Source organism: Kitasatospora purpeofusca (genome assembly GCF_034043715.1).
In the GTDB taxonomy this organism is placed as follows: domain Bacteria; phylum Actinomycetota; class Actinomycetes; order Streptomycetales; family Streptomycetaceae; genus Kitasatospora; species Kitasatospora purpeofusca_A.
Genome location: NZ_JAXCLC010000008.1, coordinates 12,425 through 24,436, shown reverse-complemented (window position 1 = coordinate 24,436; position 12,012 = coordinate 12,425). Strand labels below are relative to the sequence as shown.

Sequence of the window (12,012 nt, the reverse complement as noted above, 5' to 3'; positions counted from 1 at the left end):
ACCTGAGCGGTCGCCCGGCGTGAGGGTGGAAGCATGACCACCGAACGGAACCCAGGCCCCCGCCCCGACCAGCTGTCCGACGCCGACGCCCCGCCGTACGGGGGCGGCAACCCCTACGCCGACTACCGCGCCGCCGAGTTCCCCTTCACCGGCCTGGTCGACCTCGCCGACCGCCGATTGGGCGGCGCGGTCGTCGCCGCCAACGACGAGCTGTTCGCCGAGCGGGAGAACCTGCTGCTGCCGGGCGCGGCCGAGTTCCGCCCGCACACCTTCGGCAACAAGGGCCAGATCATGGACGGTTGGGAGACCCGGCGGCGGCGCGGCGCCGGGGCCGGGGATCCGCACCCGGCCGCCGGGGACCACGACTGGGCGCTGATCCGCCTGGGCGTGCCGGGAGTCGTGCACGGCGTGGTCGTCGACACCGCGCACTTCCGCGGCAACTATCCGCGGCGGATCGGCGTCGAGGGCGCCGAACTCCCGGACACCCCGGGCCCGGAGGAGTTGCTGGACCCTGCCACCGAGTGGCATCCGCTGGTCCCCCGCTCGCCGGTGCGGGGCCACGCCGCCAACGGCTTCGCCGTCGCCGAGTGCCGCCGCTTCACCCATCTGAGGCTCAGTCAGTTCCCTGATGGTGGCATCGCGCGGTTCCGGGTGCACGGCGAGGCCCGGCCGGATCCGGTCTGGCTGGCCGCGCTGGGCACCTTCGACCTGGCTGCGGTCGAGAACGGGGGCGCCGTCGAGGACGCCTCGGACCGCTTCTTCTCCTCCCCGGTCAACCTCGCCCTGCCCGGCAAGTCCACGGCGATGGGCGACGGTTGGGAGAACCGGCGGCGCCGGGACACCGGCCACGACTGGGTCCGGCTGCGGCTGGCCGGGCGGGGCGCGATCCGGGCGGTGGAGATCGACACCGGCTACTACGTCGGCAACGCGGCCGGCTGGGCGGCGCTGTCGGGACGCGACGAGCGGGGCACCGACCCCGAGGCCTGGTTCGAACTGGTGCCACGCACCCGGCTCCAGCCGGACGCCGTGCACCGGCTGGTGGTCGACGCCCCGCGCCCGGCCACCCACGTCCGGCTGGACGTCTTCCCGGACGGCGGGATCGCCCGGCTCCGGCTGTACGGCGGGCTGGTCTGACCCGGTCCCGTCCGGCGGCCCCGGTCCGAACCGGGGCCGCCCGGCGGGCCACGCTCCGTTTGCCGGGTCCGGCGCCCCGCCGGACGATGGGGGCATGATGCACCAGATGCGGGCCGAGTTCGGCGCCGGCGGCGCGTCCGCCGGGGTGCGGCTGTGGCACATGGTCCGAGGCGGCGAGGACGCGGCGATGTGCGGGCGGGAGATCGACGCGGCGGCACCCGCCCGGGAGGCGACGGACTGGGGGCACACCGCCGAAACCTGCTGCCACACCTGCGGCGCGTACGTCCTGCGCGAGTCCCCCTACCTCGGGGACGAGCACCGGCCGGCACCTCCCGGCGAGCAGCCGGGCGCCGGCTGGCCGACGGGCTGACCCGGGGCGGCGGCGCGGTCCGGCGCGGGCCGGGGATACCGTGGGCGCCATGGACAAGTCCCTGGTCCGGCCGCGCTCGCTCGTCCGTGAGGCCGCCGCGCTGCGGGCCGGCGTACCGACCCCGGCCGTCCACGTCGACCGGCTCTGCGCCCGGATCGACCAGCTGGACCCGCTGATCCACGCCTTCGTCCCCGAACCCGGCCGGGCCGACCGGCTGCAGGCCGAGGCCCGGGCGCTGGCCGCCCGCCATCCCGACCCGGCGCAGGCGCCGCCGCTGTACGGGGTGGCCGTCGGGATCAAGGACATCGTGCACGTCGACGGCCTGCCCACGCACGGCGGTTCGGTGCTGCCCCCGGGCGTCCTGGCCGGGCCGCAGGCCACCGTGGTGGACCGGCTGCGGGCGGCCGGGGCGCTGGTCGCGGGCAAGACGGTGACCGCCGAGTTCGCGGGCAGCGCGCCCGGCCGGACCCGTAATCCGCACCGCCCCGAGCACACCCCGGGCGGCTCCAGCAGCGGTTCGGCGGCGGCGGTCGCGGCCGGACTGGTGCCGTTGGCGATCGGCACCCAGACGATCGGCTCCGTGGTCCGACCGGCCGCCTACTGCGGTGTGGTGGGTTTCCGGCCGACCTTCGGGCGGATCCCGACGGCGGGTGTGATCCCGAACGCGCCGAGCTTCGACACCGTGGGCCTGTTCACCGCCGATCTGGCGGGCGCCGCGCTGGCCGCCCCGCTGCTCTGCGACGACTGGGACCGCGCGGCCGGGCCGGGCGACGGCGCGACCGGCGGGGTGTGGGCGGGCGGGGCGCCCGTGCTCGGGGTGCCGGTGGGCCCGTACCTGGACCGGGCCGGGCCGGAGGCGCGGCAGGCGTTCGACCGGCAGCTGGCCCTGCTGGCCGCGCGCGGGCTGACGGTCCGCAGACTCGATCTGCTGCCGGACTTCGACGAGTTGGAGCGGCAGGCACAGACGGTCAACCGCTTCGAGATCGCCGCGAGCCACACGGACTGGTTCGCCCGCTTCGGCGAGCTCTACCGGCCGGAGACGTCGGCGAGCATCCGGCACGGGCGGACCGTCGACCCGGCCGACCACGCGGCCGCACTGCGCGCCCGGACGGCCTTCCGGGAGCGGCTCGCCGAGCGGCGGGAGCGGGCCGGGGTGGACCTGCTGCTGGCCCCGTCGGCGACCGGCCCGGCCCCGCTCGGGCTGGACAGCACCGGCAGCGCGGTGATGTCACTGCCCTGGAGCTTCGCGGGCCTGCCCGCGCTCAGCCTGCCGGCCGGGGTGACGGCGGCGGGCCTGCCGCTCGGCCTCCAGGTGGTCGGCGAGGCCGGGGCGGACGAGCGGCTGCTGGCGCTGGCGGCCGTGCTGGAACGGGTGCTGGACGGCGCCTGAGCCGGGAGCGAGGGCACCGGAGTACCGGGGTGCCGCGCCTCAGGGCGTGAACGCGGGCCCGTCCGGGTCGGTGGCGTCGGAGCGCAGTCGGCGCAGCACGGCGCGGTGGGCCCGGTCGTACGGGGTGTCGTCGTCGAGCAGCAGGGCCTGCGGGTTGGCGTTCTCCAGCAGGGCGATCAGGGTGAAGGCGATGTCCTCCGGGTCGGCGTCGGGCCGCAGCTCGCCGGTGCCGAGGGCCTCGGTGACCAGGCCGAGCACGGTGGCGTGCCACTCCCGCGAGTTGGCGGCGAGGACGTCGCGCAGCGGGCCGGGCCGGGCGTCGTACTCGGCGTTGACCTCGTAGAAGAAGCAGCCGCCGGGGAAGACCCGGGCGCGCGAGTAGGCGAGCCAGGACTCGCAGAGCAGCCGGACCTTGCGCAGGCCGGGGGGCTCGTCGCGGACCGGTCCGAGTACCGCGTCGGCGAAGATCCGCCGGGCGGCCCGCACGGTGGCGAGCTGGAGCTCCTCCTTGGAGCCGAAGCCGGCGAAGACCCCGCTCTTGCTGAGGCCGAGGTCGGTGGCGAGCCGGCCGATCGACAGCGCGTCCAGCCCCTCGACCGAGGCGATTCCGACGGCCCGGCGCAGGACCGTCCGACGGGTCTCCTCGCCGCGCAGCACCCGTCCGTCCGTGGTCGATCCGGCCACCGCTCACCCCAGTCCTCCGGCCGTTTCCCGGCCTTTCCGTCCGTGTGGCCAGGGTAGCGGGGAACACTGTCCGACCTGAAAAAAGCACGAACGATCGTGCTAATATCTCGGCGAGTTCGGCTCCCGCCCCTCGGCATCCACAGGAGTTCCGCATGGACCCGGCCGTCGCACTGATCCGCACCGCCCTGAACACCGCCTCGCTGGCCGCCCCCGGGCTCGCCGGCCGGGCCGCGTTCGAGCTCTACCGCCACCCCTTGCGCCGCAGCCGGGTCCGCCCCGGCGAGCGCGAGGTCCACGACCGGGCCGAGACCGGGACGCTCCGGCACGGGGGCGTGCGGGTGGTCGTCCACCGCTGGGGCGACGGCACCCGGCCCGTCCTGCTGATGCACGGCTGGCGCTCCCGGGCCTCCCGCTTCGCGGACCTGGTGCTCCGGCTGCGCGCGCTCGGCCTGACCGCGGTCGGCTACGACGCCCCCGGGCACGGCGACTCCGGCGGGCGCACCGCCACCGTGCTGGACCACCGCGCCGTCGCGCTGCGGCTCCAGGAGCGGTACGGCGACTTCGAGGCGGTGGTCGCCCACTCGCTGGGCGTCAACGCGGCCTTCCTGGCGCTGCGCGAGGGCCTGCGGGCGGAGCGGCTGGTCGCCTTCTCCGGCGCCTCCGAACTCTCCTGGCTGCCGGCCGCGTTCTGCGACCGGCTGGGCCTGAACGCCACCGTGGAGAGGGAGTTGCGCCGCCGGGAGGCGAGCGGCGCGATGTTCCCCGGGGTGGCGGACGTCCGCACCCACTTCGACGCCGCCCGCAACCCCGGGGAGATCACGCCGCCGATCCTGGTCGCGCACGACGAGGACGACGACGTGGTCCCGTTCTCGCACGCCCGCCGGCTCCGGGCGGCGTACGGGGGGCGCCTGGAACTGCTGGCCACCCGGGGTCTCGGCCACCGCCGGATCCTCACCGAGCCGACCGTGCTCGACCAGGTGACGGGCTTCCTGGCCGCCGGGACCGTGCCAGGTCGCCGGACCGTGGACGGTCGGGGGGCCGTGCCAGGGCCGGGGGCCGTCCCCGCCCGCCGGTCCGTCGGCGGCGCGGGGACGGCGGTGGGCGCGGTATGAGAATCCTCGAACTGCACACCCGCGCCCTGGAGTTGGCCGGCGCCGTGGTGGACACCGTGCAGCCGGAGCAACTGGTGCTGGCGACGCCGTGCGCCGGCCGGCCGCTGCGGTGGCTGCTGGAGCACGTGGTGGGGCAGCACCGCGGCTTCGCCGCGGCCGCCCTCGGCGCCGGGGCGGACCGGGCGCACTGGCGCGACGTGCCGGTCCACGGCGATCCGGCGGGCGCGTTCCGGCAGTCGGCCGAGCGGCTGACCGCCGCGTTCGCCACCGCCGGCGCGGCGGCGGAGCCCGCCCCGCTGTACCTGCCGGAGATCGGCGACGGCGGGCCGTTCCCGCTCGACCGGGCGATCGGCTTCCAGCTGCTGGACACCCTGGTGCACGCCTGGGACGTGGCGGCCGCGCTGGGCTCGCCGGCCCGGCTGGTGGCGGCGGTGGAGGCCGAACCGCCGCTGGTCGGGGCGCTGCTCACGGCGGCCGGGGCGGTCCCGGCCACCGCCCCGGACCGCGGGCCCGGGCGGGCGTTCGCCGCCGTCCGGACGGTCCCGGCCGGGACCGGGCCGTTCGACCGCGCGCTCGCCCTGCTGGGCCGCGACCCGTCCTGGCCCGCGGCCGTCCGCTGAACGCGCTCCCGGTCAGCGGTCGTCGCGCCGCTCGTCAGGGAAGCGCGGTCCGCCGATCAGGAACAGCAGGGTGGCGGTCGGAAAGCCGATCGTCGCGACCAACAGCACGATGAACTGCCAGAACATCTCTCGCTCCTCGCCCTCGTCAGCGCCGGGGGTGAGGATCCCCCGAAGGTGATCCCAAACCCGGACTGCCCCGATTGGCCGAAATGTCCACTCCTGCTCCGACGGTATGGCCGGATCGCCGGCGCTGCCACCGGGGGCGCGCGGCAGGTCGCGTGCACGGGTCTGGGCGCGCGCCGCACCCCGCCCGCACACTGTCGGGATGCAGGTACAGCTCGCAGGGGAAGCGCGACGGCCCGACCGCGAGAGCGAGGACTTCGCGGCGGCCACCTCCGAGGCGCTCGTCCTCCTCGACGGTTCGAGTTCACCGACCGGCCTGGAGTCCGGCTGCCGCCACGGCACCGCCTGGTACGTCCGCAGACTCGGGGTGCACCTGCTGGCCCGGCTCACCGACCGCCCGGACCGTTCGATCGCCGAGTGCCTGGCCGACGCCATCGCGGAGACAGCCGCCCTGCACGGCGGCCGCTGCGACCTCGCCCACCCCAACACACCCGCCGCGATGGTGGTCGCCGCCCGTCGGCACGGCGCCTCGCTGGAGTACCTGGTGCTCGGCGACTCCCTGCTGGTGCTGGAACCGGCCGACGGCCCGCCCCGGGTGATCGGCGACAACCAGCGCTTCCCCGGCGGGGAGGAGCTGCGCCGACAGGTCTGGTCGACGGTGCCCGGCTCCGCCGAACGGGCCGCCCTGCACCTGGAGTACACGCTGGCCGTCCGCGCCGCCCGGAACTCCGGCACCGGCCCCTGGATCGCCGCCGCCAGCCCCAAGGCCGCCGCCCACGCCGAGACCGGCCTCGTCCCGCTGGCCGGCCTGCGCGCCGTGGCCGCCCTCTCCGACGGCGCGGCCCGCTTCACCGACCGCTTCGGCCTCGGCAGCTGGGGCGACGCCCTGCGCCTGCTCGGCGAGTCCGGCCCGGCCGAGCTGATCGCCCAGGTCCGCGCGGTCGAACGCGCCGACGCCAGCTGCGAACGCTGGCCGCGCGGCAAGGCCCACGACGACGCCTCGGCCCTCTACGCCCTGCTGTAGGGCGCGCCGTTGAGGACATTCCCTGAGGACGTTCCCTGAGTACGCGCCCTGAGGACGCGCCGTGAGGACGCGCCCTGGGGCCGGGGCCGACACGCCCGTGCGGGCGGCGGGTCCGGGAACCCGGCTCCGCCGCCCGCACGCCGTCGGTGGCTCAGTGGCCGTCGGCGGGGATGGTGCCGAGGCGGCCGGCCTGGAAGTCCTCCATGGCCTGCTGGAGTTCGCGGTGGCTGTTCATCACGAACGGGCCGTAGTGGGCGACGGGTTCGCGGATCGGGAGGCCGCCGAGGAGGACGACCTCGAAGTTGTTGTCGCGGGAGTCCTGCTGCTCGTCGGCGCGCAGGGTGATCGAGCCGCCGTCGCCGAAGACGACCGCCTGGCCCCGGTGGAAGGGGCGGTGGTCGGTGCCGGCCGTGCCGTTGCCGGCGAGGCCGTAGGCGAGGGCGTTGAAGTCGGCGCGCCAGGGCAGGGTGAGCTGGGCGCCGGGGCTGATCGAGGCGTGGATCATGGTGATCGGGGTGTGGGTGGCGCCGGGGCCCTGGTGGCCGTCCAGCTCGCCGGCGATGACGCGGAGCAGGGCGCCGCCGTCCCCGGTGCTGAGGAGCTTGACGCTGCCGCCGCGGATGTCCTGGTACTTCGGGGCGATCATCTTGTCCGAGGCGGGGAGGTTCACCCACAGTTGGAGGCCGTGGAAGAGGCCGCCGGACCGCACCAGCGACTCGGGCGGGGTCTCGATGTGCAGCAGGCCGGAGCCGGCCGTCATCCACTGGGTGTCGCCGTCGGTGATGGTGCCGCCGCCGCCGTGCGAGTCCCGGTGGATGAAGGTCCCGTCCATGATGTACGTGACCGTCTCGAAGCCGCGGTGCGGGTGCCAGGGGGTGCCCTTGGGCTCGCCGGCCGCGTAGTCCACCTCGCCCATCTGGTCCATCATGATGAACGGGTCGAGGTACTTCTGGTTGATCTTGGCGAAGGCGCGGCGGACCGGGAAGCCCTCGCCCTCGAAGCCCTCGGGGGCGGTGGCCACCGTGAGGACCGGCCGGGCACTCGTGACGGCGGGGTCGGGGGTGGTGACGCGCGGGAGGGTCAGCGGGTTGTCGACGGTCACGGCGGGCATGTCGGCCTCCTTCGGGGGATGTTCCTCTGGCCTACGTCCACGAGATTAGTTCAATCCTCAACAAGAAGCAAGTTGAATTTTGAACCAAATGGCTGCGGTCAGCCGAACGGCGGGGCCGGGGCGGCCCCTGGCCCATCGTCGGTCAGCCGTACATCCGGCGCATGGTGAAGTCGACCATCTGCTCGACCGCCTTGGCGTCGAACACCATCCGGTGCTCGCCCTCCATGTCCAGTGCGAAGCCGTATCCGGTCGGCAGCAGGTCGAGGACCTCGGCGCCGGTCACGGTGAAGTACTTGGACTCCTTGCCCGCGTACCGTCGCAGCTCCTTGAGCGAGCTGAACATCGGGATCACCGGCGTCGGCGTGTTGTGCAGCGCCAGGAAGCCCGGCCGCTCGCCGCGCGGGCAGTGCACCTTGGAGGTGATGAAGATGGCCTGGAAGTCCTCCACCGCCATCGAGCCGGTGGTGAAGGCCCGGACGGCGTCCGCCAGGGACGGCGGCGAGGGCTCCGGGTAGAGGGACTGCTGCGCTCCCGGTGGCTGCTCGCCGTACGGGCCGGGGCCGGGCATGCCGTTCATGCCCGGCTGCGGCCCCGCCTGCTGGTAGGGGTCGCCCGGGTATGCGTTCTGGTCATAGCCGTACACACGGACAGGCTATCGGGAGCGCGGCCACCCGTGCGGGCGTCGATCCTGACAAGGAGTGGCCGCCCCGGCTTGTGGGACGTGACCACGTTCATAGTGGAATCCACGAGGGATTCACCGGCGGGGGCTTGAAACAAGTTACCGCTGGGTAGCATCATGAGGCCTACTGGTGGGTACGGGGCGCCCGAACGCGGCGGTCTCCCGGAAGCGACGAACCGGAGAAAACGGCCATGGGTCACTACAAGTCCAACCTGCGGGACGTGGAGTTCAACCTCTTCGAGGTGTTCGGCCGCGAGCAGGTGTACGGCACCGGACCGTTCGCGGACATGGACGTCGAGACCGCGAAGAACATCCTGAGCGAGATCGCGCGCCTGGCCGAGAACGACCTCGCCGCGTCCTTCACCGACACCGACCGCAACCCGCCGGTGTTCGACCCCGAGACCAGCACCGCGCCGGTCCCGGCCGCCTTCAGGAAGAGCTACCAGGCGTACATGGACGCCGAGTGGTGGCGCCTGGGCATCCCGGAGTCGATCGGCGGCCAGGTCACCCCCAGCTCGCTGATCTGGGCCTTCGCGGAGCAGATCCTCGGCTCCAACCCGGCCATCTGGATGTACTCCTCCGGCCCGGCCTTCGCCGGCGTCGTCGCCGAGGAGGGCACCGAGGAGCAGCTGCAGGTCGCCAAGCGGATGACCGACCGCCTGTGGGGCTCCACCATGGTCCTGACCGAGCCGGACGCCGGCTCGGACGTGGGCGCCGGCCGCACCAAGGCGATCAAGCAGGAGGACGGCTCCTGGCACATCGAGGGTGTGAAGCGCTTCATCACCTCGGGCGAGCACGACATGTCCGAGAACATCATCCACCTGGTGCTGGCCCGCCCCGAGGGCGGCAAGCCGGGCACCAAGGGCCTGGGCCTGTTCATCGTCCCCAAGTTCGACTTCGACTGGGAGACCGGCGAGCTGGGCGAGCGCAACGGCGCCTACGCCACCAACGTCGAGCACAAGATGGGCCTCAAGGCCTCGAACACCTGCGAAATGACCTTCGGTGCCAAGCACCCGGCCAAGGGCTGGCTGCTGGGCGAGAAGGTCGACGGCATCCGCCAGATGTTCAAGATCATCGAGTTCGCCCGGATGATGGTCGGCACGAAGGCCATCGCCACCCTCTCCACCGGCTACCTGAACGCGCTGGAGTACGCCAAGGAGCGCGTGCAGGGCGCCGACATCTCGCAGTTCCTGGACAAGACCGCCCCGCGCGTCACCATCACCCACCACCCGGACGTCCGCCGCTCGCTGCTGACCCAGAAGGCGTACGCCGAGGGCATGCGCGCCCTGGTGCTCTACACCGCGTCCGTCCAGGACGACATGATGGCCGCCAAGCTGCGCGGCGAGCACGACGGGGCCGCCGAGCGCCTCAACGACCTGCTCCTGCCGATCGTCAAGGGCTACGGCTCGGAGAAGTCCTACGAGCAGCTCGCCCAGTCCCTGCAGACCTTCGGTGGCTCCGGCTACCTGCAGGAGTACCCGATCGAGCAGTACATCCGGGACGCCAAGATCGACACCCTCTACGAGGGCACCACGGCGATCCAGGGCCAGGACTTCTTCTTCCGCAAGATCGTCAAGGACGGCGGCCAGGCGCTCACCGCGCTGTCCGAGCAGATCCAGAAGTTCCTCGGCTCCGCCGAGGGCGGCGACGCCCTGGCCGCCGAGCGCGAGCTGCTCGCCAAGGCCGCCGGTGACCTCGAGGCCATCGTCGGCAAGCTGCTCGCCGACCTCTCCTCGGTCGAGCAGGACGTCAAGAACATGTACAAGGTGGGTCTCAACACCACCCGCCTGCTGATGGTCTCCGGCGACGTCGTGGTCGGCTGGCTGCTGCTGCGCCAGGCCGCGGTGGCCCTGGCCAAGCTCGAGGCCGGCGCCTCCGAGAAGGACGTGCCGTTCTACCAGGGCAAGGTCGCGGCCGCCCGCTTCTTCGCCAAGAACATCCTGCCGACCGTCGCCTCGCAGCGCCTGATCGCCGAGGGCATCGACAACGAGATCATGGACCTGGCGGAGGGGGCGTTCTGACGCCGCCCGCACTGACTGCCTGACCCCACCCTCACGCCGAAGGGCCCGGTCCCACGACCGGGCCCTTCGGTGTGCACCGGGTGGTCGGACGAGTGTCCTGCGGGCGGTCCGACGCGTGCGCGGCGGGGCGGTCCGGCGGCGGTCCGACGCGTGCGCGCCGGGGTGGTCGGACGAGTGTCCGGCGGGTGTCCGAGGAGTGCCCGGCGAGGCCGTCCCGCGGGTGCCCGGTGGAGGCCCGGCGGGCCGTCAGATCCCGGCAGTTCACGTTTCTGTCTGCGTTCTGCATCCGTTGGGATGCTCCGAGTGTCATGTCCGTGTACGGGCATATGCTCAAGGTGCGAAGCCGATCCCCATTCGGCCTCGGCCCTCCCTCGACCCAGGAGCAGCATGTCGACCGCCGCCCGCCAGGCCTTCTTCGACCGGACGCACACCGATGACCTGATCGCCTTCCTCGGCACCTCGCCATCGCCCTACCACGCGGTCGCGAGCGCGGCCGAGCGGCTGGAGAAAGCCGGCTTCCGGCAGGTACTGGAAACGGACGCCTGGGACGGGGTGGCCGGCGGCCGGTACGTCGTCCGCGGTGGCGCGCTGATCGCCTGGTACGTGCCGGCCGGCGCGGGCCCGGAGACGCCGTTCCGCGTGGTCGGCACCCATACCGACTCGCCCAATCTGAGGGTCAAGCCGATCCCCGACACGGGGACGGCCGGCTGGCGGCAGGTCGCGGTGGAGATCTACGGGGGCGTGCCGCTCAACACCTGGCTCGACCGGGACCTCGGCCTCTCCGGGCGGATCACCCTGCGCGACGGCAGCCGGCGGCTGGTCCAGCTGGACGAGCCGCTGCTGCGGGTGCCGCAGCTGGCGATCCACCTGGACCGCCAGGTCAACGAGGGCATGAAGCTCGACAAGCAGCGCCACCTGACGCCCATCTGGGGCCTCGGGCCGGTCGACGAGGGCGCGCTGATCGGCTACGTCGCCGAGCGGGCCGGGGTCGACCCGGCCGAGGTGACCGGCTGGGACCTCATGACCCACGACGTCCAGCCCGCCTCCTACCTGGGCCGGGACCGCGAGCTGCTGGCCGGTCCGCGACTGGACAACCTGCTCTCCGTGCACGCCGCCACCGCCGCGCTCGCCGCCGTGGCCGGCGCGGCCGAGACGGAGGGCGCGGCCCTGCCGTACATCCCGGTGCTGGCCGCCTTCGACCACGAGGAGACCGGCAGCGAGTCGGACACCGGCGCGCAGAGCCCGCTGCTCGGCAACGTCCTGGAGCGCAGCGTGTACGCGCGCGGCGGCGGCCTGGAGGACCGGGCCCGGGCGCTGGCCGGCACCGTGTGCCTGTCCTCCGACATGGGCCACGCCGTCCACCCGAACTACAGCGAGCGGCACGAGCCGGGCCACCACCCGATGCCGAACGCCGGGCCGATCCTCAAGGTCAACGTCAACAACCGGTACGCCACCGACGGCGTCGGCCGGGCGGTGTTCACCGCGGCCTGCGAGAAGGCCGGCGTGCCGTGGCAGACCTTCGTCTCCAACAACGCCATGCCCTGCGGGACGACGATCGGCCCGATCACCGCGGCCCGCCTCGGTATCCAGACCGTGGACTGCGGTATCGCCGCGCTGTCCATGCACTCGGCGCGCGAGCTGTGCGGCGCGGAGGACCCGTACCTGCTGGCGAGCGCGATCAAGGCGTTCCTGGAGGGCTGAGCCCCTCCTCCCGCGGAGGGCTGAGCCCCTCCCCCGACACCCG

The 12,012-nt window shown here is 73.8% G+C and carries 11 protein-coding genes; 8 read left to right on the top strand and 3 right to left on the bottom strand.

From position 1 onward, the window contains the following. The first annotated feature begins 33 nt into the window (after positions 1-33). From alc to SM793_RS06230, 3 genes are all read left to right on the top strand, one after another. A complete protein-coding gene (alc, locus tag SM793_RS06240) occupies positions 34-1,134 on the top strand; it encodes an allantoicase (RefSeq protein ID WP_320437007.1) in 1,101 nt (366 codons plus the stop codon). A gap of 94 nt (positions 1,135-1,228) precedes the next feature. Continuing rightward, positions 1,229-1,504: a hypothetical protein gene (locus SM793_RS06235; protein ID WP_320437006.1), complete on the top strand. Its 276-nt coding sequence runs from the start codon at positions 1,229-1,231 to the stop codon at positions 1,502-1,504. 49 nt (positions 1,505-1,553) lie between these two features. Beyond that, a complete protein-coding gene (locus SM793_RS06230) occupies positions 1,554-2,894 on the top strand; it encodes an amidase (RefSeq protein WP_320437005.1) in 1,341 nt (446 codons plus the stop codon). 39 nt (positions 2,895-2,933) lie between these two features. Here the strand turns inward: SM793_RS06230 and SM793_RS06225 are convergent, their stop codons facing one another. Continuing rightward, entirely contained in the window at positions 2,934-3,578 is a 645-nt protein-coding gene (locus SM793_RS06225) for a TetR/AcrR family transcriptional regulator (RefSeq protein WP_320437004.1), read from the bottom strand. Between the two features lie 152 nt (positions 3,579-3,730). On the opposite strand from SM793_RS06225, the gene SM793_RS06220 reads away from it, so the two are divergent. The 3 genes from SM793_RS06220 to SM793_RS06210 all read left to right on the top strand — a co-directional run bounded on the left by SM793_RS06220 (position 3,731) and on the right by SM793_RS06210 (position 6,457). Beyond that, the gene (locus tag SM793_RS06220) at positions 3,731-4,690 is read left to right on the top strand and encodes an alpha/beta hydrolase (RefSeq protein WP_320437003.1); all 960 of its coding nucleotides are present in this window, start codon (positions 3,731-3,733) and stop codon (positions 4,688-4,690) included. Next, a complete protein-coding gene (locus SM793_RS06215; protein WP_320437002.1) occupies positions 4,687-5,310 on the top strand; it encodes a TIGR03086 family metal-binding protein in 624 nt (207 codons plus the stop codon). The genes SM793_RS06220 and SM793_RS06215 overlap by 4 nt, the downstream gene beginning before the upstream one ends. A 325-nt stretch (positions 5,311-5,635) precedes the next feature. Then, positions 5,636-6,457, top strand: coding sequence for a protein phosphatase 2C domain-containing protein (locus SM793_RS06210; RefSeq protein WP_320437001.1), 822 nt, complete (start codon positions 5,636-5,638; stop codon positions 6,455-6,457). Positions 6,458-6,608: 151 nt separating this feature from the next. Here the strand turns inward: SM793_RS06210 and SM793_RS06205 are convergent, their stop codons facing one another. Both SM793_RS06205 and SM793_RS06200 read right to left on the bottom strand, forming a co-directional pair. Beyond that, entirely contained in the window at positions 6,609-7,568 is a 960-nt protein-coding gene (locus tag SM793_RS06205; RefSeq protein WP_320437000.1) for a pirin family protein, read from the bottom strand. Positions 7,569-7,710: 142 nt separating this feature from the next. Then, positions 7,711-8,211: an SseB family protein gene (locus SM793_RS06200; RefSeq protein ID WP_045941044.1), complete on the bottom strand. Its 501-nt coding sequence runs from the start codon at positions 8,209-8,211 to the stop codon at positions 7,711-7,713. A gap of 227 nt (positions 8,212-8,438) precedes the next feature. On the opposite strand from SM793_RS06200, the gene SM793_RS06195 reads away from it, so the two are divergent. Next, complete coding sequence (locus tag SM793_RS06195) at positions 8,439-10,268, top strand: acyl-CoA dehydrogenase (protein ID WP_320436999.1); 1,830 nt, start codon at positions 8,439-8,441, stop codon at positions 10,266-10,268. 387 nt (positions 10,269-10,655) lie between these two features. Then, a complete protein-coding gene (locus SM793_RS06190) occupies positions 10,656-11,969 on the top strand; it encodes a M18 family aminopeptidase (RefSeq protein WP_320436998.1) in 1,314 nt (437 codons plus the stop codon). Positions 11,970-12,012: the final 43 nt, after the last annotated feature.